This is a genomic window from Bisbaumannia salifodinae (assembly GCF_055388505.1).
The window spans coordinates 2,864,535-2,890,061 of record NZ_AP043781.1 but is presented as its reverse complement, the minus strand read 5'-3'; the positions used below and the strand labels follow the sequence as shown (position 1 = coordinate 2,890,061).

Annotated in this window: 20 protein-coding genes; 14 read left to right on the top strand and 6 right to left on the bottom strand. The window is 68.1% G+C overall.

The features are described 5' to 3' along the window. Nucleotides 1–4: 4 nt before the first annotated feature. The 3 genes from ispE to ACZ5EF_RS13575 are packed head-to-tail and all read right to left on the bottom strand — an operon-like array spanning nucleotide 5 to nucleotide 3,203. Complete coding sequence (gene ispE, locus ACZ5EF_RS13585; RefSeq protein WP_379730046.1) at nucleotides 5–898, bottom strand: 4-(cytidine 5'-diphospho)-2-C-methyl-D-erythritol kinase; 894 nt, start codon at nucleotides 896–898, stop codon at nucleotides 5–7. Next, on the bottom strand, nucleotides 874–1,470 hold the full coding sequence (gene lolB, locus ACZ5EF_RS13580; protein WP_346063378.1) for a lipoprotein insertase outer membrane protein LolB: 597 nt from the start codon (nucleotides 1,468–1,470) through the stop codon (nucleotides 874–876). Before lolB ends, ispE begins: the two co-directional genes overlap by 25 nt. After that, the gene (locus ACZ5EF_RS13575) at nucleotides 1,467–3,203 is read right to left on the bottom strand and encodes a tetratricopeptide repeat protein (RefSeq protein WP_346063379.1); all 1,737 of its coding nucleotides are present in this window, start codon (nucleotides 3,201–3,203) and stop codon (nucleotides 1,467–1,469) included. The genes lolB and ACZ5EF_RS13575 overlap by 4 nt, the downstream gene beginning before the upstream one ends. 226 nt (nucleotides 3,204–3,429) lie before the next feature. Between ACZ5EF_RS13575 and hemA the strand changes: the two genes are divergently transcribed. The 12 genes from hemA (at nucleotide 3,430) to ACZ5EF_RS13515 (ending at nucleotide 17,057) form a co-directional block, all read left to right on the top strand. After that, nucleotides 3,430–4,686, top strand: a complete 1,257-nt coding sequence (gene hemA, locus ACZ5EF_RS13570) for a glutamyl-tRNA reductase (RefSeq protein WP_346063380.1) — start codon at nucleotides 3,430–3,432, stop codon at nucleotides 4,684–4,686. 19 nt (nucleotides 4,687–4,705) lie between these two features. Next, entirely contained in the window at nucleotides 4,706–5,794 is a 1,089-nt protein-coding gene (gene prfA, locus ACZ5EF_RS13565) for a peptide chain release factor 1 (RefSeq protein ID WP_346063381.1), read from the top strand. Next, nucleotides 5,794–6,639 (top strand): peptide chain release factor N(5)-glutamine methyltransferase, encoded by an 846-nt coding sequence (gene prmC, locus ACZ5EF_RS13560; RefSeq protein ID WP_346063382.1) that lies wholly within the window; start codon nucleotides 5,794–5,796, stop codon nucleotides 6,637–6,639. Before prfA ends, prmC begins: the two co-directional genes overlap by 1 nt. A 209-nt stretch (nucleotides 6,640–6,848) precedes the next feature. Beyond that, on the top strand, nucleotides 6,849–7,349 hold the full coding sequence (locus ACZ5EF_RS13555; RefSeq protein ID WP_346063383.1) for an Lrp/AsnC ligand binding domain-containing protein: 501 nt from the start codon (nucleotides 6,849–6,851) through the stop codon (nucleotides 7,347–7,349). Nucleotides 7,350–7,380: 31 nt separating this feature from the next. Further along, the gene (locus tag ACZ5EF_RS13550) at nucleotides 7,381–8,136 is read left to right on the top strand and encodes a HesA/MoeB/ThiF family protein (protein WP_346063543.1); all 756 of its coding nucleotides are present in this window, start codon (nucleotides 7,381–7,383) and stop codon (nucleotides 8,134–8,136) included. A 514-nt stretch (nucleotides 8,137–8,650) separates the two neighbouring features. Then, nucleotides 8,651–9,946: an NAD(P)/FAD-dependent oxidoreductase gene (locus ACZ5EF_RS13545; protein ID WP_346063384.1), complete on the top strand. Its 1,296-nt coding sequence runs from the start codon at nucleotides 8,651–8,653 to the stop codon at nucleotides 9,944–9,946. Nucleotides 9,947–9,996: 50 nt separating this feature from the next. Next, nucleotides 9,997–11,343: a glutamine synthetase family protein gene (locus tag ACZ5EF_RS13540; RefSeq protein ID WP_346063385.1), complete on the top strand. Its 1,347-nt coding sequence runs from the start codon at nucleotides 9,997–9,999 to the stop codon at nucleotides 11,341–11,343. A 106-nt stretch (nucleotides 11,344–11,449) separates the two neighbouring features. Continuing rightward, nucleotides 11,450–12,553: a polyamine ABC transporter substrate-binding protein gene (locus ACZ5EF_RS13535; RefSeq protein ID WP_346063386.1), complete on the top strand. Its 1,104-nt coding sequence runs from the start codon at nucleotides 11,450–11,452 to the stop codon at nucleotides 12,551–12,553. Between the two features lie 176 nt (nucleotides 12,554–12,729). Next, nucleotides 12,730–13,806, top strand: a complete 1,077-nt coding sequence (locus ACZ5EF_RS13530) for an ABC transporter ATP-binding protein (protein WP_428832124.1) — start codon at nucleotides 12,730–12,732, stop codon at nucleotides 13,804–13,806. 62 nt (nucleotides 13,807–13,868) lie between these two features. Next, nucleotides 13,869–14,780, top strand: coding sequence for an ABC transporter permease subunit (locus ACZ5EF_RS13525; RefSeq protein ID WP_346063388.1), 912 nt, complete (start codon nucleotides 13,869–13,871; stop codon nucleotides 14,778–14,780). Between the two features lie 2 nt (nucleotides 14,781–14,782). Further along, the gene (locus ACZ5EF_RS13520) at nucleotides 14,783–15,616 is read left to right on the top strand and encodes an ABC transporter permease subunit (RefSeq protein ID WP_346063389.1); all 834 of its coding nucleotides are present in this window, start codon (nucleotides 14,783–14,785) and stop codon (nucleotides 15,614–15,616) included. A gap of 148 nt (nucleotides 15,617–15,764) precedes the next feature. Next, entirely contained in the window at nucleotides 15,765–17,057 is a 1,293-nt protein-coding gene (locus ACZ5EF_RS13515) for an NAD(P)/FAD-dependent oxidoreductase (protein ID WP_346063390.1), read from the top strand. A gap of 1 nt (nucleotide 17,058) precedes the next feature. Here the strand turns inward: ACZ5EF_RS13515 and ACZ5EF_RS13510 are convergent, their stop codons facing one another. Further along, nucleotides 17,059–19,626 carry a GcvT family protein gene (locus tag ACZ5EF_RS13510; protein ID WP_346063391.1) on the bottom strand — a complete coding sequence of 856 codons (2,568 nt, stop codon included), beginning with the start codon at nucleotides 19,624–19,626 and terminating at the stop codon, nucleotides 17,059–17,061. Nucleotides 19,627–20,214: 588 nt separating this feature from the next. On the opposite strand from ACZ5EF_RS13510, the gene ACZ5EF_RS13505 reads away from it, so the two are divergent. Beyond that, a complete protein-coding gene (locus tag ACZ5EF_RS13505; RefSeq protein ID WP_346063392.1) occupies nucleotides 20,215–20,796 on the top strand; it encodes a glycine zipper 2TM domain-containing protein in 582 nt (193 codons plus the stop codon). A gap of 114 nt (nucleotides 20,797–20,910) precedes the next feature. Here ACZ5EF_RS13505 and ACZ5EF_RS13500 read toward each other — a convergent pair whose 3' ends face one another. Continuing rightward, nucleotides 20,911–22,830 (bottom strand): Na+/H+ antiporter NhaC family protein, encoded by a 1,920-nt coding sequence (locus ACZ5EF_RS13500; protein ID WP_346063393.1) that lies wholly within the window; start codon nucleotides 22,828–22,830, stop codon nucleotides 20,911–20,913. Between the two features lie 266 nt (nucleotides 22,831–23,096). Continuing rightward, the gene (locus tag ACZ5EF_RS13495; protein WP_346063394.1) at nucleotides 23,097–24,473 is read right to left on the bottom strand and encodes a glutamine synthetase family protein; all 1,377 of its coding nucleotides are present in this window, start codon (nucleotides 24,471–24,473) and stop codon (nucleotides 23,097–23,099) included. A gap of 249 nt (nucleotides 24,474–24,722) precedes the next feature. On the opposite strand from ACZ5EF_RS13495, the gene ACZ5EF_RS13490 reads away from it, so the two are divergent. Next, nucleotides 24,723–25,511, top strand: a complete 789-nt coding sequence (locus ACZ5EF_RS13490; RefSeq protein ID WP_346063395.1) for a gamma-glutamyl-gamma-aminobutyrate hydrolase family protein — start codon at nucleotides 24,723–24,725, stop codon at nucleotides 25,509–25,511. Nucleotides 25,512–25,527: the final 16 nt, after the last annotated feature.

The window sequence follows — 25,527 nt, the reverse complement described above, 5'->3', positions numbered from 1 at the left end:
CGGGTCAGGGCGTCGGTGTCGCTCGTTCTTCCAACACCGTATGGAGAGGCGATCGATTGCATCCCCGCGCCTTGAAGCCCTGCCAGTCGTGGCGGCCAAGTCGGCGCAGAATGCTATCCGCATCCGCCTCGTTCGTCAACCAGGCGAAGAGGCAGGCCCCGGTGCCGGTGAGCCGGGTGGGGGCGAGTCGGCCCAGCCAATCCAGCGCCTCGGCGACCGGCGGATAGAGCTCGCGAACCGTGGTCTCGCAGTCGTTGCGCCAGTGCCCCGGCCCCTCCTGCAGGGCGCGCGCCATGGTAATGGGGGGGGTGTGGCGTGTCAATCGAGGGGCCTGGAAGACCGCCGGGGTGGCCACCGAGACGCCGGGGTGAATGACCACGAACCAGGGCGTGTCGAGTTCCACCGGGGTGAGGCGTTCGCCGATGCCCTCCGCCCAGGCGGCGTGGCCGTGGACGAAGACTGGCACATCGGCGCCCAGTCGCAGGCCCAGCTCGGCGAGCCGCTCCCGGGGCAGGCCCAGGCCCCACAGGCGGTCGAGGCCCAGCAGGGTGGTGGCGGCATCCGAGCTGCCGCCCCCCAGGCCGCCGCCCATCGGTAGGCGCTTCTCCAGGTGGATATCGGCCCCCCGTCGACAGCCGGTCTCGTCCCGAAGCATCCGCGCGGCGCGCAGGATCAGGTTGTCCTCGGCGGCGACCCCGGGCAGGGTCGGGGTCAGGCGCAGCTCGCCGTCGTTGCGGGGCGAGAGGGTCAGGGTGTCGCCGTGGTCGAGGAACTGGAACAGGGTCTGCAGCTCATGGTAGCCGTCGGCGCGGCGCCCGGTGATATGCAGCAGGCGGTTGAGCTTGGCCGGGGCCGGCAGGCGCAGGACGGGAGTCACCGGGCCACCTCCGGGTGCCATTCGTTGACCACCAGGGTGACCCGGAGGCTGTCATAGGTCATCACCAGGCGGCGCGGCAGCCAGAGCCCCTGGGCCCAGGTCCAGTCGCGGTAGTCGATCTCCCAGCCGGCCTGGCGCAGGCGCCGAGGGTAGCCCTGGGCATCGCGCTCCAGTTCATGGCGGCCTGCGGCGGGCAGGCCGCGCACCCAATGATCCAGGGCCGAGACCGGCAGGCTCCAGCCCAGCTGCTCCTGGAGCAGGGCCTCGGGACTCTCGGCCTCGAAGCGTCCCTCGGGGGTGGTCAGGGAGACTCGCCCCTCGCGACCCTCCAGGGTGCTGCGGCCGCTGCCGAAGGGACCGCTGAGCAGCAGGCGATAGTGGAAGGGGGTCTGGCGCCAGTCGAGGTTGGCGCTGGTGGCCTCGTCCGGGGTGCGCAGGCCGACCCGGGCGATCAGCTCCCAGGTCTCGAGGGCCTCGAGGGCCGCGGCCTGGTCGGCCCAGGGGCCGCGCTCGCCGGGCGCCTCGACGGGGGGGGGAGTGGCACAGCCGGCCAGCAGGGCCAGCACCAGCAGGGGGGCGAACAGTCGACTCATGGGGTGTCCCGATCAAGTAGTGAGGGCTGGCGTCGCAGCAGGTCGTCGATCAGTGGGCGCGTCGCGAAGCGTTCCAGGGCCTCGGCGAGGCGGGCGCGGGCCTCGTCGTGGCGGCCCAGGGCCCAGAGCACCTCGATCAGGTGGGCGGCGACCTCCTGGTCCGGCATCCCCGCATAGGCGCGCTCCAGATAGGGCAGGGCGGTGTCGGGGTCGCCCAGGCGATAATGGACCCAGCCCAGGCTGTCGAGGACGGCCGGGTTGTCGGGCTCCAGGGCATGGGCCCGCTCGATCAGCTCGAGGGCCTCGTCGAGGCGGCGATTCTCGTCGGCATAGGTGTAGCCCAGGGCATTCAGGGCCAGGGCATTGTCCGGGTCGCGGCGCAATACCTCGCGCAGGTCGGCCTCCAGGGTGGCGACGTCGCCGGCCTGGTAGGCGCGCATGGCGCGCAGGTAGCGCAGCTCGGCGTCCCCGGGCGTCCCCGCCAGGATCCGCTCCAGCAGGGCATCCGCCTCACTGCTCTGGCCGCGCTCGTCGAGCAGCTCCACTTCCAGGCTGGTGAGCTGGCTGGACTGGCCCGGGTGGCGCCGGCGCTCCTCGGCCAGTAGCGCGCGGGCCTCATCGAAGCGGCCCGCCTCGTCGAGCAGCCGCACCGCCTGGAGGCGGGCCGCCAGGAAGGCGTCACCCGGGGGCACCTGGCGATAATAGAGCAGGGCGTTGTCCACTTCGCCATCGGCGGCGGCGATGCCGCCCAGCAGCAGGTAGGTCACCGGAGGGGTGTCGTCGGCGTCGATCAACGGCAGCAGCAGGCGCCGGGCCGGGGCCGGGGCGTCATGCTCCAGATAGAGGCGGGCCAGGGCCAGGCGCAGCTCCTGATGCTCGTCATGATAGGCCAGCAGGGTCTCGGTCTGGGCCTCGGCGGCCGCCACATTGCCCAGTTGCAGCTCCGCCTGGGCCAGTGCCAGGGTGAAGCGGCTATCGTCCGGGGCCAGGCTGAGGCCGCGGCGTGCCGCGCGGCGTGCCGCGGTGCCATCATGGGCCTCCAGGGCCAGCTGGGCGCGAATCAGCCACAGGGCCGGGTCATCGGGACGCGCCTCGGCGAGGCGCGCCAGGCGGGCCTCGGCGGCCAGTCGCTCGCCGCTGGCGGCTTCCAGCAGGGCGGTGGCCAGGGCCGCGTCATGATGTCGCGGGTGGCCGGCGGGGAGCTCGTCGAGAAAGCCTCGTAGCCGTTCCCGCAGGGGGGGCAGATAGGCATCCTCCTCGATGGCCAGCTCGGCGAAGCCGGCCAGGTCCCCCTGGCCGCCCTGAGCGCTCAGGGCCAGGCGCGCCGCCAGGGCGCCCTCCCAGTCGCCCCGTTGCAGGGCCAGGCTGGCCAGCAGCCGCTGTGGCCCCTCCGCCTCGGGCGCCCGCTCCTGCCAGCGGCGTGCCGCTTCTTCCAGTAGTGCCGTGTCCTCGCTGAAGCGGGCCGCCAGGGCGGCGCGCTCTACCAGGGCGGGGTCGCCATAGCGCTCGGCGGCGCTCAGGTAGCCCTCGGTGGCGCGGCGATAGTCGCCGCGCTGGCCGGCCAGCTCCGCCGTCAGCAGGGTGGCCAGACCCGCGGCGTCCAGGCCATGGGCCACCGGCGGAGCGGAGGCCAGCGGGTCCTCCAGTGGGGGCCCGGGCGGGGCGAAAGGCGTCCCCTGGCAGGCGGCGAGCAGGGCGCTGAGCAACAGGGGCGGCAACAGGCGTGGGGGCATGGTGAGCTCATTCCGTGGAACCTGGCCTCAGCATAACGGCTGAGGAGGGGGTGGCAATAGGGCTATCTTGGTCCCCGCAGTGGGGGCGCCGCGCTTTGGCGGCTGTGGTAGAATGCGCCAGCTTTGGTCGCCGGTGTTCTCCGGCGATAATGATCTCTTGGCGACGCGGCCCTGGCGGTTCGCGACGCGATCGACTCCCGGACTCCTGAGCGAAGACGCAGATCGCATGACCCTCCTGGCACTCGGAATCAATCACAAGACCGCCGCGGTCGAGGTGCGCGAGCAGGTTGCCTTTACGCCCGCCCAGTTGGAACAGGCCCTGGCGGAGCTGCGTACCCTGCCCGGGGTGCGCGAGGCGGCGGTGCTCTCCACCTGCAATCGCACCGAACTCTACTGTGTGACCGAGGCCAGTGGCGAGCAGGCGATCCTCGACTGGCTGGGGCGCTTCCATGGGCTGGCGGTGTCGGACCTGGGGCACTGTGCCTACCACTACCTGGATGGCGAGGCGGCGCGGCACCTGATGCGGGTGGCCGCCGGCCTCGACTCCATGGTGCTGGGGGAGCCGCAGATCCTCGGCCAGCTCAAGGAGGCCTACCAGCTGGCCCGGGAGTATCGTGGCCTGGGCGGTGAGCTGGAGCGGCTCTTCCAGCATACCTTCGCCGTCGCCAAGCAGGTGCGCACCGAGACCGGCATCGGCGAGAACCCGGTGTCGGTGGCTTATGCGGCGGTGAGCCTGGCGAGTCGCATCTTCGATAACTTCGCCAAGGCCGAGGCCCTGTTGATCGGCGCCGGCGAGACCATCGAGCTGGTGGCCCGTCACCTTCGCCAGGCCGGCGTCAAGCGGCTGGTGGTCGCCAACCGTACCCGGGAGCGGGCGGCCCGGGTCGCCGATGCCTTCGACGGCGAGGCGATCGGCCTCGACGAGATCCCCGATGCGCTGATCCGTGCCGACATGGTGATCTCCTCCACGGCGGCGCCGCTGCCGATCCTCGGCAAGGGCATGGTCGAGCGGGCCCTCAAGCAGCGCCGCCACCGCCCGGTCTTTATGGTGGATATCGCCGTGCCCCGGGATATCGAGCCCCAGGTGGGCGAGCTCGCCGATGTCTTCCTCTATACCGTGGATGACCTGCATGAGGTGATCGAGGAGAATCGCCGCCATCGTCAGGTGGCCGCCGACGAGGCGGAGAGCCTGATCGAGCATGGCGTGGGCGCCTGGCTGCACGAGCGCCGGGTGCGCAGCGCCGGCGAGTTGATCCGCCGTTACCGGAGCCATGGCGAGGCGCTGCGCGAGAGCGCCGAGGCCCAGGCCCTGGCCCAACTGGCCCGGGGCGAGGACCCCGAGGCGGTGGTCAAGCGCCTGGCCCGCCAGCTCACCAACAAGTTGATGCATGGTCCCACGCTCAAGCTGCGTGAGGCCTCCGGCGCCGGCCGCCAGGATCTGCTGGCCGCCGCCGAGACCCTGTTACTCTCTCAGGATCCCTGAAGCAACCACAGGACCCTTCATGAAAGCCACACTGCGCCAGCGCCTGGACTCCTTTACCGAGCGTTTCGAAGAGCTCGCGGCCCTGCTCGCCGAACCGGAGGTGATCGCCGATCAGGCGCGCTTCCGCGACTACTCCCGGGAGTATGCCGAGCTGGAGCCGTTGGTGGCCTGCTGGCAAGACTATGTCGGCGTCGAGGCGGATATCGCCGCCGCCGAGACGCTGCTCTCCGATAGCGATGCCGAGATGCGCGAGCTGGCGGAGCTGGAGCAGGCCGAGGGGCGCAGCCGCCTGGAGGCCCTGGAGGTCGAGCTCAAGCGGCTGCTGATTCCCAGGGACCCGGACGACGGGCGCAGCGTCTTCCTGGAGGTGCGCGCCGGCACCGGCGGCGACGAGGCGGCGCTGTTCGCCGGCGATCTGTTCCGCATGTACTCCCGCTATGCCGAGAAGCACGGCTGGAAGGTCGAGGTGGTCAGCGCCAGCCATGGCGAGCAGGGCGGCTACAAGGAGCTGATCTCGCGGGTCAAGGGCGACGGCGTCTATGCCCGCCTCAAGTTCGAGTCCGGCGCCCATCGGGTGCAGCGGGTGCCCGCCACCGAGTCCCAGGGGCGTATCCACACCTCCGCCTGCACCGTGGCGGTGATGCCCGAGGCGGACGCCGTGGGCGACGTGGAGATCAATTCCTCCGAGCTGCGTATCGATACCTACCGCTCCAGCGGGGCCGGCGGCCAGCACGTCAACACCACCGACTCGGCGGTACGCATCACCCACCTGCCCTCCGGGGTCGTGGTGGAGTGCCAGGAGGAGCGCAGCCAGCACAAGAACAAGGCCAAGGCCATGTCGCTGCTGGCCGCGCGCCTCAAGCAGAGCGCCCAGGACAGCCAGCGCCAGCAGCAGGCCGATACCCGTCGCTCCCTGGTGGGCAGCGGCGATCGCAGCGAGCGCATTCGCACCTACAACTTCCCCCAGGGGCGGGTCACCGACCACCGCATCAACCTGACCCTCTACAAGCTGGGGGAGGTGATGACCGGCGAGCTCGATGAGGTGATCGAGCCGCTGCTCCAGGAGCATCAGGCGGAGCAACTGGCGGCCCTGCAGCAGGAGGCGTGATGATCCTCGATGCCCTGCTGGCGCGCGCCGCCCGGCGCCTGACCGAGAGCGGCTCGGCGAGCCCGCGTCTGGATGCCGAGGTACTGCTCTGCCATGTGCTGGGGGTAGAGCGGACCTGGCTCTATACCTGGGGTGACCGGGAGGCGCCGACCTTCGAACGGGCCCGGTTCGAGGCCCTGGTGGCGGCCCGTGCCCAGGGGTGGCCGGTGGCCTATCTGACCGGCGAGCGGGAGTTCTGGGGGCTGCGCCTGGCCACCTCGCCGGCGACCCTGATTCCGCGCCCCGATACCGAGACCCTGGTGGAGGCGGCCCTGGCCCGGGCCGAGGCGCCCCGGGGGCGGCTGCTCGACCTGGGCACCGGCACCGGCGCCATCGCCCTGGCCTTCGCCAGCGAGCGCCCCGGCTGGGCGGTGCTGGGCCTCGACCTCGCTCCCGAGGCGGTGGCCCTGGCGCGCCATAACGCCGCGCGGCTCGGTATCGCCAATGCCGATTTCCGCGAGAGCGACTGGTTCTCGGTCCTGGACGACACCGAGCGCTTCGCGCTGATCGTCGCCAACCCGCCCTATATCGCCGCCGATGACCCCCACCTGGGGCAGGGCGATGTGCGCTTCGAGCCCGCCAGCGCCCTGGTGGCCGACGAGGATGGCCTGGCCGATCTCCAGCATCTGGTGAGCGCGGCCCGCGGCTACCTCGAGCCCGGCGGCTGGCTGCTGCTGGAGCACGGCTATGCCCAGGGGGCGGCGGTACGCCGGGCCCTGGAGAGCGCCGGCTATGCCGCGGTGGCGAGCCTTACCGACCTGGGCGGCCAGGAGCGCCTTAGCCTGGGGCGCCTGGCGATAGCCTGACGCGAGCGAGCCCTCGGCTACAGGGCCCTGGCGGACTGGAGCCCCGGCGTAGACCTATGGTAATACTAGGTTACACCGCAGCTTTTTTTGCCAACAGGAGCTGACTTGCTGGTGAAAAGCGCTATGTATAACTCAATCAGCTAAGATGAATAGGTGCCCCACGCCGGTTGGCTGGCATGACATCTTTTTGTGCTCGGACACTCGCTATAATGAAAGCCAAGACGCGATCCCTGGACCGTATCGATCTCAAGATCCTGCGCTGCCTGCAGGACAACGCCCGTATCTCCTACGTGGACCTGGCCGCCCAGGTGGGGCTCTCCACCACCCCCTGCCTGGAGCGGGTCAAGCGCCTGGAGCGCTCCGGCATCATCCGCGGCTACAAGGCGGTGCTGGACCCCAAGGCCCTCAAGGCCAACCTGCTGGTGTTCGTCGAGATCAGCCTGGAGACCCAGTCGCCGGCGGTCTTCGACGAGTTTCGCCGGGCGGTCAGCAAGCTGCCGCAGATCCAGGAGTGCCACCTGGTCTCCGGCCAGTTCGACTATATCCTCAAGTGCCGTATCCCCGAGATGTCCGCCTATCGCCAGTTGCTCGGCGACGTCGTCCTGACCCTGCCCGGGGTCAAGGAGTCGAAGAGCTATGTGGTGATGGAGGAGGTCAAGGAGGAGTTCTCCCTGCATGTGCCCGATATCGAGCAACTGGAGGGCAAGTGAGGATGCCGCTGACGAGGAGCCTGCCGTGGCGATGAACGACCAGGCGCTGCTGCGCTACAGCCGCCAGATCATGCTGGAGCCCATCGAGATCGCCGGTCAGGAGCGGCTGCTGGCCGGTCACGCCCTGGTGATCGGCGCCGGCGGCCTGGGCTCGCCGGTGGCCCTGTATCTCGCCGCCGCCGGGGTGGGGCGCCTGACCCTGGCCGACGCCGACCTGGTGGAGCTCTCCAACCTGCAGCGCCAGATCGCCCACGGCATGGCGGACCTGGGGCATAACAAGGCGGAGTCCGCCCGGGAGGCGGCGCTGGCCCTCAACCCCGACTGCCGTATCGAGGTGCTCACCGAGCACCTGAGCGGCGAGGCGCTGGCGGCGGCGGTGGCGGCGGCGGACCTGGTGCTCGATTGCACCGACCGTTTCTCCAGTCGCTACGCCATCAACCGCGCCTGCCTGGCGGCGGGCACGCCGCTGATCTCCGGGGCGGCGATCCGCTTCTCCGGCCAGTTGGCGCTCTTCGACCCCCGGGACGCCGAGAGCCCCTGTTACGCCTGCCTCTACCCCCCGGGAGAGCACGGCGAGAGCGACGAGGCGCTGCGCTGCGCCGAGAACGGCGTGGTGGCGCCCCTGGTGGGGCTGATCGGCAGCTTCCAGGCCCTGGAGGCGGTCAAGCTGCTCAGCGGCGCCGGCACCCCCCATCGAGGACTCTCCACCTTCGATGGCCTGAGCGGCGAGTGGCGCCGTTACCGGGTGCCCCGGGATCCCGGTTGTTCCCACTGCGCCGGCCATTAGGCTCCAACCCCTAACCGCTTTCTGCCGTCGTATTCTTTCCTTGGCTCGTGCCCCTGGCTATCTCCTTGCCAGGGGCCCGGGCTATGCTGATTCCTGTGCCCTGCCTCGTCTCCTGGGGCCGCGACGCGTCCTCCCTCCGGGTGGTTAGTGGGCTAATCAGGTATGGGATACTCACCATGCGGGGCGCCGCCGTCTCGGTCCCGTCTCGCTTCCCCGGATGCACGGAATCACTTGACGCCATAACGGTGGCGTTGCCGATGGGTGATCCCTGTTACCTCGCCAATGTTTTCTTTATTTGATTGATATTACTTTGTTTCTTGTTGCTGCTTCGCAGAACGTTAACACCGCAGGGAAGAAAGTCGTTGTTAAATACTTGACATCTTCCCCGGGTCTGGTGCCAGACTAGGAGCCAAGAAAGCGGCAGGGTAAGCCGCGACCCATCCCGGCGATGTGGTTAACTATTTCAACAATAACCCTGATGGCCGCGATGCCATCCTCCGTAAGGAAGGTCTGCATGACCACCGATGCGTCACTCCATGCCGGTCCCCGCTCCTACTATCGCGACAGCGTAGCGGTGGATCTCGCCCCTCGCCCCCCCCTGGATAGCGATACCCGTGCCGATATCTGCGTGATCGGCGGCGGCATCACCGGTTGCTCGGCGGCCCTGCACCTGGCCGAACGCGGCCATTCGGTGGTGCTGCTGGAGGCCAACGAGATCGGCTATGGTGCCTCCGGGCGCAGCGGCGGCCAGATCCTGCCGGGGCTGGGCACCGATATCGCCACCGTGGAGAAGGCCCTGGGCCTGTCGGCCGCCCGGGAGATCTGGGAGATGAGCCGCGAGGCGGTACGCCTCACCGCCGAGCTGGTGGAGCGTCACGCCATCCCCTGCGATCTCAGTTGGGGCTATCTGCACGCCGCGGTGAAGCGTCGTCATATCAAGGAGCTGTGCGAGTTCCGCGATCGCCTGGCCCGGGACTATGACTACCGGGCCCTGAGCTGGCTGGAGGGGGATGCCCTGCGCCAGCATGTGGTCAGCGACGCCTATCCCGGCGCCCTCTACGAGAGCGAGGCCGGTCATCTGCATCCCCTCAACTACACCCTGGGCCTGGCCCGGGCCGCCCAGCGGGCCGGGGTGCGCCTCCACGAGCATAGCGCCGTGCTGGCGGTGGAGGAGGGCGCCCCGGCGCGGGTGCGCACCGCCCATGGCAGCGTCACCGCCGACTTCGTGGTGGTGGCCGGCAATGCCTATCTCGGTGGGCTGATCCCCCGCATGGACGGCCGCATCATGCGCGCCGCCAACTATATGATCGCCACCGCCCCCCTCAGCGAGGAACAGGCCGTCCGGGTGCTGCCCCGCAACGACGCCCTGGCGGATGCCAACTTCGTCCTCGACTACTACCGTCTCAGCGGCGACCGGCGGCTGATCTACGGTGGCCAGGTGAGTTATGACGGCCGCGAACCCAGGGGCCTGGCGGCGCGCATGGATGCCAAGATCGCCCGACTCTTCCCGGCGCTGGCGGGGGTGCCCATCGACTATCGCTGGGGCGGCGACGTGGCCATCACCTTCAATCGCGCCCCGGACTTCGGGCGCCTGGGCACCAACCTCTACTATGCCCAGGGCTACTCCGGCCACGGCATGGCGCTGGCCGGGCTCGCCGGCAAGCTGATGGCCGAGGCCATCGATGGCCAGAGCACCCGCTTCGACGCCTTCGCCGCCATGCCCCATCGCCGCTTCCCCGGCGGCGAGCGGCTGCGCACCCCGTTGCTGGTGCTGGCCACCGCCTTCTACAAGCTGCGCGACCGTCTATAACGAAACCGAGGGCGGCGGAATTCTCCGCCGACCCGAGACACGAGGCTGTTATGAAAGATCTCGAGAGTTGGCTCAAGGAACGCCAGATCACCGAGGTGGAGTGCCTGGTCAGCGATATCACCGGCATCGCCCGGGGCAAGATCGCCCCGGTCTCCAAGTTCGTCGCCGAGAAGGGCATGCGCCTGCCCGAGAGCGTGCTGCTGCAGACCGTCACCGGCGATTATGTGGAAGACGATATCTACTACTCGCTGCTCGATCCGGCGGATATCGACATGATCTGCAAGCCGGACCTGTCCGCCGCCTACCCGGTGCCCTGGGCGCTGGAGCCCACCGCCCAGGTGATCCACGACTGCTTCGACAAGCAGGGCAACCCCATCGAGCTCTCCTGCCGTAACCAGCTCAAGAAGGTGCTGGCGCTCTACGAGGCCCGGGGCTGGAAGCCGGTGGTGGCGCCGGAGATGGAATTCTACCTGACCAAGCGCTGCGAGGATCCGGACCTGCCGCTGCAGCCGCCCATCGGCCGCAGCGGGCGCCAGGAGACCGGCCGCCAGTCCTTCTCCATCGATGCCGCCAACGAGTTCGATCCGCTGTTCGAGGACATGTACGACTGGTGCGAGGCCCAGGGGCTGGATATCGACACCCTGATCCATGAAGAGGGCACCGCCCAGATGGAGATCAACTTCCGTCACGGCGACCCCCTGGTGCTGGCGGATCAGGTCTTCCTGTTCAAGCGCACCATGCGCGAGGCGGCCCTCAAGCATGACGTGGCGGCCACCTTCATGGCCAAGCCGGTGACCAACGAGCCGGGCAGCGCCATGCATATCCATCAGAGCGTGCTGGATGCCGCCACCGGGCAGAGCGTCTTCTCCAACGACGACGGCACCATGAGCGAGCTCTTCCTGCACCATATCGGCGGCCTGCAGCGCTATATCCCCGAGGCGCTGCCGCTGATGGCCCCCAACGTCAACTCCTTCCGCCGCTTCCTGCCCGATACCTCGGCGCCGGTGAACGTGGAGTGGGGCGAGGAGAACCGCACCTGCGGGCTGCGGGTGCCGGACTCCACGCCGCACAACCGACGGGTGGAGAATCGCCTGCCCGGCGCCGATGCCAATGCCTACCTGGCCATCGCGGCGAGCCTGCTGTGCGGCTATATCGGCATGATCCGCGGCATCAATCCCACCGCTCCGGTGCAGGGGCGCGCCTTCGAGCGGCGCAATATGCGCCTGCCCTTCACCCTGGAGCATGCCCTCGAGCGCATGGAACACTGCGCCGAGCTGGAGGAGTTCCTGGGCGGCAAGTTCCTGCGTGGCTATGTGGCGGTGAAGCGGGTGGAGAACGAAAACTTCAAGCAGGTCATCAGCTCCTGGGAGCGGGAGTTCCTGCTGCTTAGCGTGTAAGGCCCGGCCGCGCCGGGGGCGTCCCGTTGAGACCGCCGCGGGACGCTCCGGCTAAGCTGGGATATCGGCTTTTCTGATCCAACAACAACGACATAGAGGTGCCAAGATGTCCTACCAACGCAAGCTGTCCCTGGCCGTCGCCGCGGCCTCCCTGACCCTGGCCGCCGCGGCCGCCCAGGCCAATGAGGTGCGGGTCTACAACTGGTCCGACTATATCGCCGAGGATACCCTGGAGCGCTTCACCGCCGAGACCGGCATCGAGGTGATCTACGACGTCTTCGACAGCAACGAGGTGCTGGAGGCGGCGCTGCTCTCCGGGCGCTCCGGCTATGACGTGGTGATCCCCTCCAACCATTATCTGGTGCGCCAGATAGCCGCCGGCGTCTATCGAGAACTGGACCATGACCAGTTGCCCAATAGGGTCAACCTGGATCCGACCCTGCTCGCCCAGTTGGATAGCGTGGACGCCGGTAGCCACTACTCCATCCCCTATATGTGGGGCACCAACGGCATCGGCTACAACGCGGGCCGCCTCCAGGAGATCCTCGGCGATGACGCCCCGCTGGACTCCTGGGCGCTGCTCTTCGACCCGGAGGTGACCGGGGCCCTGCACGAGGCGGGCTGCGGCATCTCCATGCTCGACTCCGGCGACGAGATGCTGCCGGCGGCGATGGCCTACCTGGGGCTCGACCCCCACAGCACCGACGCCGATGATATTGCCCAGGCCGGCGATGCCATCGCCGCGGTGCGCGAGCATATCACCTACTTCCACTCCTCCCGCTATATCTCCGACCTGGCCAATGGCGACCTCTGCGTGGCCGCCGGCTATTCCGGCGATATCTTCCAGGCCGCCGACCGGGCCGAGGAGGCCGGCAACGGCCACGAGATCGCCTATACCATTCCCAGGGAGGGGGCGGCGCTGTGGTTCGACCTGATGGCGATTCCCGCCGATGCCCCCAACCCGGAGAACGCCCACGCCTTTATCAACTTCATCCTCGAGCCGGAGATCGCCGCAGGCATCACCGAGTACGTGCTCTTCGCCAACCCCAATCGGGCGGCCAACGACCACCTGCCCGAGGAGATCCTGAACGACGCCTCCATCTATCCCACCGAGGAGGTGATGGAGAAGCTGTTCGTGGCCAAGGCCAAGCCGCTCTCCGCCCAGCGGGTCATCACCCGCACCTGGAACCGGGTCAAGTCCGGTAACTGATCGGTGCGCCGCCCCTTCACCATAAGCGGGGCGGCCGCTTTCCCTTCGCGGATGTCCTGGAGACTAGTGCAATGACCCAACCCATGACCCTGGCCGATGCCCCCGCCCAGGCGCGTCCGGCGAGAGAGACCCCGGCCTCATCGGGCAAGAGTTCGCGTGTCCAGAAGGAGACGCTGATGGAGATCCGCCGCGTCAGCAAGCGCTTCGATGAAGTGCTGGCGGTGGATGACGTCAACCTGACCATTCGCCGCGGCGAGATCTTCGCCCTGCTGGGGGGCTCCGGCTCCGGCAAGTCGACGCTGCTGCGCATGCTGGCGGGTTTCGAGAAACCCAGCGAGGGGCAGATCCTGCTGGAGGGGCAGGACATTTCCCGCCTGCCCCCCTATGAGCGGGCCATCAATATGATGTTCCAGTCCTATGCGCTCTTCCCGCATATGACGGTGGCCGAGAATATCGCCTTCGGCCTCAAGCAGGACAAGCTGCCCAAGGCCGAGATTCGCGAGCGGGTCGCCGAGATGCTCAAGCTGGTGCATATGGAGGGCTTCGCCAAGCGCAAGCCTCACCAGCTCTCCGGCGGCCAGCGCCAGCGGGTGGCCCTGGCTCGCTCCCTGGCCAAGCGCCCCAGCCTGTTGCTGCTCGACGAGCCCATGGGCGCCCTGGACAAGAAGCTGCGCACCGAGATGCAACTGGAGGTGGTGGAGATCCTCGAGCGGGTCGGGGTGACCTGCATCATGGTCACCCACGACCAGGAGGAGGCCATGACCATGGCCGACCGGGTGGCGATCATGTCCGACGGCTGGATCGTCCAGGTGGGCTCGCCCATGGATGTCTACGAGAGCCCGGCCAACCGCATGGTGGCGGAGTTCGTCGGTACCGTGAATCTGTTCGCCGGGGAGATCGTGGTGGACGAGGCGGATCACTGCGTCATCGACAGCCCCGAGCTGGGGCGGCGCATCCGCATCGATCACGGCATCAGCACCCCCGCCGACGAGCGTGGCGTCTGGGTGGCGGTGCGCCCGGAGAAGACCCTGCTGAGTCGTGAGCGGCCCGCGGGCGACTTCAACTGGGCCGCCGGCACGGTGGAGGATATCGCCTACCTGGGGGGGCTCTCGGTCTACTACGTGCGCACCGAGCAGGGCCACCTGGTCAAGGTGAGCCTGGCCAATACCACCCGGCGCAGCGAGCGTCCCAGCTGGGGCGACACGGTCTATATCCACTGGGAGGAGCGCAGCGCCGTGGTGTTGCGCGACTAACCTGCGCGACTAGCTCTCGACTCGCCGACCCTGGATTCCCCGCTCCCGATCGGAGACGACTTATGTCTGCCCTGACTTCGCAACGCCTGCGGCGGTGGCTCAAGCCCCGTCGTGGCTGGGTCATCGCCGTGCCCCTGCTGTGGCTGACCCTGTTCTTCCTGCTGCCCTTCGGCATCGTGCTCAAGATCAGCCTCTCCGAGGCGGCCATCGCCATTCCGCCCTACAGCGCCATGGTGGATTTCGGCGCCGAGACCCTGAGCCTGGTGGTGACCTTCGGCAACTACCTCTTCCTGATGTCCGACAGCCTCTATGTGTCGGCCTACTGGGGCTCGCTGAAGATCGCCTTCGTCTCGACCCTGGCCTGCCTGCTGATCGGCTACCCCATGGCCTATGCCATGGCCCGGGCCCCGGCCCACTGGCAGCTGGTGCTGCTGCTGCTGGTGATGCTGCCCTCCTGGACCTCCTTCCTGATCCGGGTCTATGCCTGGATGGGCATCCTCAGCAACAACGGCCTGATCAACAATACCCTGCTGTGGCTGGGGCTGATCGACTCGCCGATCCGCATGATGAACACCAACTTCGCGGTGATCCTCGGCATCGTCTACGCCTACCTGCCGTTCATGGTGCTGCCGCTCTACGCCAACCTGACCCGCCTCGACGGCTCCCTGCTGGAGGCCGCCTCGGACCTGGGTTCGCGCAGCATCAATACCTTCCTCAGGGTGACCCTGCCGCTCTCCAAGGGCGGGATCATCGCCGGCTCCATGCTGGTCTTCATTCCGGCGGTGGGGGAGTACGTGATCCCCGAGCTGCTGGGTGGCCCCGATACGCTGATGATCGGCAAGGTGCTGTGGGAGGAGTTCTTCAACAACCGCGACTGGCCGGTGGCCTCGTCGCTGGCCATGGTGATGCTGGCGCTGCTGTTGATCCCCATCGCGCTCTTCCATCGTTACCAGTCCCGTGAACTCAAGGAGTGACCATGAGAAAGCCATCCTTTACCACGGTGATGCTGATCCTGGGGCTGGTGTTCCTCTACCTGCCGATGCTGATCCTGGTCTTCTACTCCTTCAACGCCTCGCGCCTGGTCACGGTCTGGGCGGGCTTCTCCGGGCGTTGGTATATCGAGCTGTTGCGCGACCAGCAGATCCTCGATGCGGTCTGGACCAGCCTGCGCATTGCCTTCTTCTCCGCCAGCATGGCGGTCTGCCTGGGGACCCTCGCCGCCTTCGTGATGGTGCGCTTCGGTCGCTTCCGCGGCAAGACGGCGCTGGCCAGCATGATCACCGCCCCCCTGGTGATGCCGGAGGTGATCACCGGCCTTTCGCTGCTGCTGCTGTTCGTGCACATGGCGGAACTGATCGGCTGGCCAGGGGATCGTGGCATGGTGACCATCTGGATCGCCCATACCACCTTCTGCAGCGCCTATGTGGCGGTGGTGGTCTCTTCAAGGCTGCGCGAGGTGGACCTCTCCCTGGAGGAGGCGGCCATGGACCTGGGCGCCCCCCCGGTGAAGACCTTCTTCCAGATCACCCTGCCGGTGATCGCCCCGGCGCTGGCCGCCGGCTGGCTGCTGGCCTTCACCCTCTCCCTGGATGACCTGGTGATCGCCAGCTTCGTTTCCGGGCCCGGGGCCACGACCCTGCCCATGGTGGTCTTCTCCTCGGTACGCCTCGGGGTCTCGCCGAAGATCAATGCCCTGGCCACCCTGATCATCCTGGCGGTGTCGCTGGCCACCTTCCTGGCCTGGTACTTGATGCGCCGCAGCGAGGCCAAGCGGCGCCAGGCGATGCAGCTGGCGATGCAGGAGGCTTGATACGGGTGTTGTTTGATAGTTGACGAAGACTGAGCTGTCGATGGCCCCTGATATCGATTCAGGGGCCATTTTTTTGATATTCCCTGCTTTTCGTCTGGCTGGCTTGTGATAGCATGGAAAGAATAATCAACATCAAGGGAGCGAGCCGATGTCCGCCCAACAGCCTACCCATCATGTGGCCTCCTACTATGCCGCCTCCGCCAACCCCAGTCCCGAGCGCCCCCCGATCAGCGGTAGCGTCGAGTGCGATATCTGTGTGCTGGGGGCCGGTTTCACCGGCATCTCCGCCGCCCTGCACCTGGCCGAGCAGGGCCAGTCGGTGGTGGTGCTGGAGGCGGCGCGGGTCGGTTTCGGCGCCTCCGGACGCAACGGCGGCCAGCTGGTCAACAGCTACAGCCGCGACATGGACGTGATCGAGGCCAAGTACGGGGCCGAGAGCGCCCGGGCCCTAGGCGATATGGCCTTCGAGGGCAACCGCATCATCCGCAGCCGGATCGCCCAGTACGATATTGCCTGTGACCTCAAGGAAGGCAATGTCTTCGCGTCCTGCAATGCCAAGCAGCTCGAGGGGCTGCGCGAGCACCAGGCACTCTGGGAACGCTACGGCCATGATCAGCTGGAGCTGCTGGAGGGGGAGGCGGTCAAGCGGGAGGTGGGAAGCTCACGCTACACTGGTGCGCTGATCGACCACTCCGGGGGGCATATCCATCCCCTCAACCTGGTGCTGGGCCAGGCCGCCGCCTTCGAGTCCCTGGGCGGGGTGATCTTCGAGCAGAGCCCGGTGCTCAAGCTGACCCATGGCGAGCCGGTGGTGCTGACCACCCCCGGTGGCGAGGTGCGCGCCCAGCGGGTGGTGCTGGCGGGCAATGCCTATATGCAGGGCGTGGAGCCGCGACTGGAGAGCAAGTCGATGCCCTGCGGCACCCAGATCATCACCACCGAGCCCCTGGACGAGGCCACCGCTCGGGCCTTGCTGCCCAACGACATGGCGGTGGAGGACTGCAACTACCTGCTCGATTACTACCGCCTGACCGCCGACAATCGCCTGCTCTATGGTGGCGGGACCAGCTATGGCGGCCAGGACCTGGCCAGCATCGAAGCGGTGATTCGCCCCAAGCTGGCGAAGACCTTCCCGCAACTGGCCGACGTCAAGGTGGATTACGCCTGGAGCGGTAACTTCCTGCTGACGCTGAATCGCCTGCCCCAGTTCGGCCGGCTCAACGACAACGTCTATTTCGCCCAGGGCTACTCCGGGCATGGCGTCACCTGCTCGCACCTGGCCGGCAAGCTGATCGCCGAGACGATGCGCGGCGAGAACGAACGCTTCGATGCCTTCGCCGGCCTGCCGCACCTGCCTTTCCCGGGTGGGCGCCTGCTGCGGGTCCCCTTCTCGGCGCTGGGCGCCTGGTACTACTCCACCCGCGATAAGCTGGGGATCTAGGCTAGCTTCTTGGGCGCCGGCTATCCGGATCATAGAGGGCCCGGTAGCCCACCGCCGCCACCCGCATCGGGTAGTGCTCGCCGAAATACTCCAGCAGCAGTTCACGTCCCTCCTCGGCATCGCCGTGGGGCAGGTAGGCCAGGGCGATATTGCGCTCCAGCGAGGGCCCATAGGCGATGCTGGTGGTGTAGCTGCGCCGACCCAGTTCGTCGACGGGCACCTCGCCGCTCTCCGGGTCGAGCAGTGGCGACTGGCCCACCGGGAAGCGCGGCCGGCCGGCATCGTCCGTATTGGCCTCCATCACCAGGGTGCAGAGGGTGGCCGGCTGGTGGGGGCGCGCCCGCTGTTCCAGGTAGGCGGCCTTGCCGAGGAAGTCGGCGGCCTTGACCCTGGGGCGCGCCAGGCCCGCCTCATAGAGGTTGTAGTCGCTGAGCAGGTCCACGTTCTGCAGGCGCAGGCTCTTCTCCAGGCGCCGGCTATTGGCGTAGGTCTCGATACCCACCGGCACCACCCCCGCCTCGAAGAGCCGATCCCAGAGGGAGAGACCATAGCTGAAGGGCACATGGAGCTCCCAGCCCTGCTCGCCCACATAGGAGATGCGGAAGGCCCAGATCGGCAGGCCGCCCAGGCGGATCTCCCGGGCGCTGGCGAAGGGGAAGCGTTCCGCGTCCAGCGCCTCCGGGGTATCGCACAGGGCCTGCAGGGTCTGGCGGGCCCGGGGTCCCCAGACCCCCAGGGTGGCCAGGCCGTCGCTGCGGTCCTCCAGCTGCCAGCGGCTCAGCCCAAGGGCCTCGGCCTGGCGACGGATCCACACCAGGTCCCGGTGACCGGTGTCGCCGCCGCAGATCACCCGCCAGGCGTTTTCCGCCAGGCGCACGATGGTCAGGTCGGAATGGATCCCGCCGGCGGCGTCCAGGAAGTGGGTATAGACCCCCTTGCCGATGGGCGTATCGCCGCCCACCTTGGCCACCGAGAGGGTTTCCAGCAGCGCCTCGGCGTTGCGGCCGGCGATATCGTAGATGGCGAAGTGGGAGAGGTTGATCATCCCCACCCCCTCGCTCATGGCCAGCTGCTCGGCGTTGGACACCTGCCAGAAGTGGCGGCCATCCCACTCCACGGGGCGCTCCGGGACCCGCTCGAGCAGGTGGGCCAGGCGCGTCTCATTGGCGGCATAGCCGTGGGCCCGCTCCCAGCCCGCCGCCTCCATGAAGTAGCCGTTGAGTTCCTGCTCTCGGGGCCAGAAGGGGCCGCGGCGCAGGTCGCGGCCGCTCTCGAAGGGCTCCCGGGGATGCACCGGCGGATCATAGATCTTGCGGGCGATCTCCCGGCAGCGACCCAACACATGGCCCGGGGTCTTCTGCACCGGGTAGAAGCGGGCGATATCGATGCCACAGGGATCCAGCTCGGGGCGGCCATGGGTCAGCCAGTCGGCGAGGATCTTGCCCATGCCGGGGCCATCCTTGACCCATACCGCCTCGCAGCACCACAGGCCCCGGGCCTCCGGGGCCTCGCCCACCAGGGAGCCGCCGTCGGAAGTGACCGAAAGCAGGCCGTTGAAGGAGTGCTTGTCGTCCCAGCCCAGCTCGGCGAGTCGTGGGGTCAGCTCCAGCGCCCGTTCGAAGGGGGCGGCGATCTGCTCGGCGCTCAGGTCGCGCATGGAAGGGGAGAGCCGCGCCTGGTCCCGGGGGAGGATCTCCCGGGGGTGGACCAGTCGTGGCTCGCGGGTCTCGTAGTAGCCCCACTCCAGTTGGCCGCCCTCGGTGGAGCGCGGGTCGCCGGTGTCGCGCATATAGGCGGAGTTGCCCTGGTCGCGCAGCAGCGGATAGCCGATCTCCAGGCCGCTGCCGGCGAAGTCGTCGAAGGGGCCGAAGAACAGCAGCGGGTGCTCCACCGGCATCAGCGGCAGGGCCACTCCGGCCAGGGCGGCGGGCAACGGGCCCCAGATGCCGCAGGCGAGGATCACCAGGGGGGTGGCGATATGGCCTTTCGGGGTCTCGACCCCGCGCACCCGGCCCGCCTGGACGTCGATATCCAGGGCCGGAGTGTCGGCGAAGGTGCGCAGCCCGCCGCCGGCCACCGCCTCCTCGATCAGCCGTCCCGCCACCCGCTGGGAGCGGGGCACCACCAGGCCGGCATCCGGGTCCCAGAGGGCGCCCAGGACCTGGGCCCGATCGAGCAGCGGGAAGCGCGCCACCGCCTGGTCGGCGTCGATCAGCTCGGCGCGGGTGCCGAAGGCCTTGCCGGAGGCCACCTTGCGCTTGAGCTCATCGAAACGTGCCTCGTCGCCGACCCGGGCGATCTCCAGGCCGCCGACCTTGTGATAGTGCCCCAGCGCCTCGTAGAAGCGCTGGCTATAGGTGGTGGTGTAGCAGCTCAGGCGGTCGTGGGAGGTCATGTAGCAGAAGTCGGAGGCGTGGGCGGTGGAGCCCGCGTCGGTGGGGATGGCCGCGGCATCGATACCCACCAGGTTGGTCCAGCCCAGCGCGATCAGATGGTGGGCCACCGAGGCGCCGACGATACCGCCCTGGCCGATAATCACCGCGTCCGCCTGTGTCGGAAGGGTCGCCATGATAAATCTCCTTCCTGGTAGAAGTTAGGGCGTCATCTCTCCCTGTCGAGGCTCGGGGCTACCCTGGGGGCAGGCACCCGGCGGCCGGACCCTCACAAGGCGCGGTAAACCCCTCCCTGGGCGCTACATTTGCCCTGCTACGCTCTCGCATCCTGCTCCGCTCGCAGGGCCGGTGCTGGCCATCCATGGCCAGCCCGTTCGGAGGAATCCTCCTCACCCCTGGCAAATGACCCTTGTTCCGGCCTGCCCCCCAGCGCCCCTTAGCTATTCCACGTGCGCTGTGATAGGGAGCCATATGACTTCAGCCTAGTGCAGCCGCGGCCAGGGCCTCGTCCGGCAATGCTGGTGGGTGTCGCCTTGGCGATGGCTGGGGTCGTTCTGGGGCAGGGTGGCGGCGCGTCGCCATACGGCGACAGCCCATGCAAAGTCATGACAAATCGATACCGGGGCGCCGGGGAGGGAGGGGGTTTCCTTATACTGGGAGGGTCTTGTAGTTATTGCCGATGGGGCGACCGGATGCCGTCTCGTCAGCGCCGAGTGATCCATGGAGCAGGCGCCTCGCCACCCGTTGTGAATCGAGGAGGCGTCATGAGTAAAGCCATTATCGTCGGAACCAGCCTGGCGGTCCTGGGCCTGGGTGGCCTGGCCCTGGGGGCCTATCAGGGGCAGCAGTTCGCCGGCGAGCCGGCGGCGGAAGCGCCGACACCGGTCTATGCCGAGGTGCTGGGGGTGGAGCCCGCCGTGCGCCGTAGCGAGGTGCCCCGGGAGGTCTGCGAGGAGGTGGTCACCTACCGTCAGGCACCGACCCAGGACCCCAACCGCATCGTGGGTACCGCCGCCGGGGCCATCGTCGGCGGCCTGCTGGGCAACCAGGTGGGCGGCGGCAACGGCCGCAAGCTGGCCACCGTGGCCGGCGCGGTGGGCGGTGGCCTGGCCGGTCGCGAGGTGCAGAATCGCGTCGAGGCCAATCAGGTGCAGCCGGTCACCGAGCGGCAGTGCCATACCGTCACCGAGACCCATGAGGAGCATCTGGGCTATAACGTCACCTACCGCCTGGACGACGAGGTGCGCACCCAGCGTCTCGAGAGCCCGCCCCAGGCGGAGCGTCTGCCGGTGGTGGAGGGCCAGGTGCAGTGGCAGGCCACGGCGGTCGCCAAAGGCGACGCCTGATCCGTTTGCCTTGCCAGTCCGAGGGGCCTGTCCCCAGTCAAGCCCAGTCTCCCGTCCTAAAACGCCAAGGGGGCCGCAATCGCGGCCCCCTTGGCGTTTCCGGATATGACGCCGTTACTTGGCGAGGGCGGGGCTCGCCTCGACCACGCCGTCCTCGGCGCGCTTGCCCAGCAGGCGCAGGGCCAGGGCCAGCACGATCAGGCCGGCGAACAGGCCCAGCCACCAGCTCAGGCCATGTCCCACCGCCACGCTACCGAACAGCAGCGCCACCACGCCCACCAGCAGGGCATAGGGCAGCTGGGTGCGCACGTGTTCGATCAGGTCGCAGCCGCTGGCCATGGCCGCCAGCAGGGTGGATTCGGCCAGCGGCGAGCAGTGGTCGCCCCAGACCGCGCCGGCCAGGACCCCGGCCACCGAGGCGTAGAGCAGCGGCATGCCTTCGGCGGTGCCCGCCAGGCCATGCAGGTCGAGGATCGCCCAGGCCAGGGGAATGGTCAGCGGCATCATGATCCCCATCACGCCCCAGGAGGAACCGGTGGCGAAGGCGGTGAAGGCGGCCAGGGTGAAGATGGCGGCCGGCAGCCACTGGGGCGAGAGCGCCTCGCCGAGGGCGGCGATCAGGAAGTCGCTGGTACCCAGGGCATCATTCACGTTGGCCAGGGCCCAGGCCATCATCAGGATGGTCAGGGGCAGCAGCATCGACTTGACCCCCTCGAACCAGTAGTGGGTGGTCTCGCTCATGGTCATCAGGCGCTGGCCCAGGGTCATCACCACGGCGGTGATGCAGGCGGCCAGTGACCCCCACATCATGGCGGAGAAGGCGTCACCCTCGCCGAAGGTGTCCCAGATGCCGTGGTCGCCCGGGCCCAGGGCCTCGGCGCCGGTGGTGATGATGCCGCCGATGGTGAAGGCTACCAGCACCAGCATGGGAATCACCGCGTTGAGGGCGCGCAGGGCGATGCCCGGCTTGGTCTCGATCTCGGCCTCTTCCACCACCGCTTCCCGGGGCGTCACCGGCGAGCGGCTGGCCTGGCCGGCCAGGGCGCGGCGCTCGGCGCCGAGCATGGGGCCGAAGTCGCGGCGGCTCCATACCAGCAGGAAGACGAAGGCCACCGCCAGGAAGGGGTAGAAATTATAGGGCAGGGACTTGATAAAGACGCTGTAGGCGGACTCGCTCCAGCCGTCGATCTCGCTCATGGCCTGCTGGATCAGCCCGACCTGGAAGCCGATCCAGGTGGTGACCAGCATCACCGCGGAGACCGGCGCCGCGGTGCAGTCGACGATATAGGCCAGCTTGGCCCGGGAGATACGCAGCTTGTCGCAGATATTGCGCATGGTGTTGCCGACGATCAGTGCATTGGCGTAGTCGTCGAAGAAGATCGCCAGCCCCAGCAGGCCGGTGGTGGTCTGGGCCTGGCGACGGTTGCGGATATAGCGGGTAATGCGCGCCGCGATGCCCTGGGTGCCGCCGTTGCGCGAGATGATCCCCACCATGCCGCCGATCAGCAGGCAGAAGAGCACCACCGCCATATGTTCGCTGTCGCTGGCGGCCTCCAGCAGGTGCACGCTGACCGTTTCGTTGAAGGCGGTGAACAGCGCCGCGGCGCTCATGCCGTGGTAGATCCAGCCCCCCAGCAGGATCCCCAGGAAGAGCGCCACGATCACCTGGCGGAAGACCAGGGCGATGCCGATGGCGGTCAGCGCCGGCACCAGGGAGAGCCAGGCGGGAATGGCCGAGAGCGCCTGGCGCTCGAGCAGTTGGCCCTGGGCATCGAAGAGCTCCAGGACGCCGGCCTCTTCGCCGAGAGTCGCCTCGGCGAGCCACTGGCCCGCCTCGCCTTCGACCAGCGTCAGCGGTTGGCCATCCAGGGTCAGGCGGTGGTCGGCGTCGGCGCCGACCTCGATCTCGAAGCCCACGCCCTGGAGGATCAGGCCGGGGGCCGACAGGCGTTCATCGGCCAGCAGGGGGCCGGCGGCCATCAGCAGCAGGAGCAGCAGGCCGGTCAGCCAGAGTCGTCGTTTGGGAGTTTCCATGGAGCTTGCCTCGTTGTTGTGGTGGTCGTTGGGATGGGCAAATCCCGGCCCGCCGGCTCGTGAGACGAGCCGGAGATTCCGTGTTTTTTTGGTGTTGTGCGCTGAGAGAGTCGCTGAGGTGAAAAGTGAGCGAGCGATGGTCAGGCAAGGCAAAAATCGGCGAAAAGACGGACCGGGCTCGCGTACGAGTTTACGGGGTGTAAATGAGTACTTTGAGCCGATTTTTAACGCCGCATGGCCGAGCGCAGCCACTTTTCAGCCAGCGATCAGACGTGGCGTAGATACCAGTCGTACTCGAGCTGACTCACCGCCTGCATGGCCTGAGCCCGCTCGGCGCGGCGGTTGGCCACGAAAACGCGGATAAAGTCGCGGCCCAGGGCCTCGCCCAGCACCTCGTCGGCCTCCAGCAGGTCGAGGGCCTGCTGCCAGCTGTTGGTCAGGCTGTTCTCCACCTGGTCGTAGGCGTTGCCGGTGATCGCCGGCGGCGGGGTCAGCTCGCGGGTCAGGCCGTCATGCAGGGAGGCCAGCAGGGTGGCCAGTAGCAGGTAGGGATTGACGTCGGCGCCGGCCACCCGGTGCTCGATGCGGCGCGCCGCCCGCGGCCCGGAGGGCACGCGCAGGGCCACCGAGCGGTTGTCGAAGCCCCAGGTGGGGGCCATGGGCACATAGAGCCCCGGCTGCAGGCGGCGGAAGGAGTTGAGGTTGGGGGCGAACAGCGCCATGGCGCTGGGCATGCGCTCCAGCAGCCCGGCCACCGCCTGGTTGAGGCGGGCGCTGCCGAGCACATCGTCCCCGGGCTCGCTGAAGACGTTGTTGCCCTCGGCGTCGAGCAGGCTGATATGCACATGGGTGCCATTGCCCGCCTCCTGGCCGTAGGGCTTGGCCATAAAGGTGGCCTCGAAGCCATGCTTGAGGGCCACGCCCTTGATCAGCCGCTTGAGCAGCACGGCGCTGTCGCAGGCTTTGACGGCATCGGCGCAGTGGATCAGGTTGACCTCGAACTGCCCCGGGGCGCACTCCTTGAGGGCGGTGTCCAGGGGCAGGCCCTGGATTTCGGCGGCGCTCTGGATCTCCTCCAGGAAGTCGGCGTACTCGTCCAGCTCCAGCATCGAGTAGAGCTGGCTCTGGGTGGCGCGCTCGCCGCTGCCCGGGGAGCGCGGCGGCTGGATCAGCCCCGCCTCGGTGCGCTGGCGGTCCACCAGGTAGAATTCCAGTTCCAGGGCCACCACCGGGGTCAGGCCCAGGGCGGTCAGGCGCCCCAGTACCCGGGAGAGTACCTGGCGGGGATCGGCGAAGAAGGGCGACTCGTCGGGCTCCACCATGGTCATCAGCAGCTGACCCTGGCGGCCGCCGCGCAGCCAGGGCACCGGCATCAGGCTGCCGGGAATCGGCCGGCAGAGGCGGTCACCGTCACCGGTGGCCAGGCCCAGGCCGGTCTCCTCGATGGTGTTGCCGTTGATATCCAGGGCGAAGACCGAGGCGGGCAGGGCGATGCCGCTGCTGTAGGCCTTGGTCAGGTTGTCCCGGGGGATGCGCTTGCCGCGGATGACGCCATTGAGGTCGCTGATCAGCAGGTCGAAGCTGTCGATCTCCGGGTGGCGGTCGAGAAAGGCCTGGACGTCATCGGTGGGGGTGGAAGACATGGCGCTCACCTATGGGGCTTATGGTCGTTGTTGATGACCTTTATCCTTTCTCGGTGGGCGGGTGTTGTCAAATCCTTTACGTTTTTGTGGATCTTAGACTTTTGGATAAAGTGGATATTTTTTAAATAAAAACAGTATCTTATTTATGATTTTCCGGTTTTTTCGGCGAGGGCGCTTGGAAAGATAAATCAACGGCGGTATGTTGAGTAAACCATAACAACGCCCGAGCGATCCTGCGAGGAGCCAGCCATGACGACACGACCCCTGGTGGGGGTGATCGCCTGCCGCCGTGAGGTGGAGGGGCACGCCGCCCAGATGGTGACCGACAAGTACCTGAGCGCCCTGCGTGAGTATGGGCTCAATCCGGTGATCCTGCCGGTGTGGAGCGATCAGGAGAATGACCGCGAGCTGGCCCGGGAGCTGCTCTCCCGGGTCGATGGGCTGCTGTTGACCGGCAGCTACACCAATGTGGAGCCCCATCGCTACGGCGCCGAGCGCGCGCCCCAGAATACCCGCGACGACCGGGATCGCGATGCCGCCGCCCTGACCTGGATCCACGCGGCCCTGGCCCTGGAGCTGCCGCTGCTGGGCATCTGTCGCGGCTTCCAGGAGCTCAATGTGGCCTTCGGCGGCAGCCTGCATCAGGCGGTGCAGGAAGTGCCCGGGATGCTCGATCACCGGGAGCCCGGCGGCGTCGATAAGGCCGCCCAGTATGCCCCGGTGCATGACCTGGAGCTGCGCGCCGGCGGCGCCCTGGCGGGCCTGCTCGGCGACACCCGCTCGCGGGTCAACTCCCTGCACCAGCAGGGCGTCGATCGCCTGGGCGAGGGGCTGGTGGCCGAGGCCTGGGCCCCGGACGGCCTGATCGAGGCGGTCTCGGTGGCGGATGCCGCCACCTTCGCCCTGGCGGTGCAGTGGCACCCGGAGTGGCGGCCCCGCGAGCATGCCCTCCACGATGCCCTGTTCCGCGGTTTCGCCGCGGCCTGCGCTGTCTACCGGGGCGTCGCTTCCTCCTTTTCCCCCACTCAGCCGGCCTGAGGGCCTTTTCTGGAGA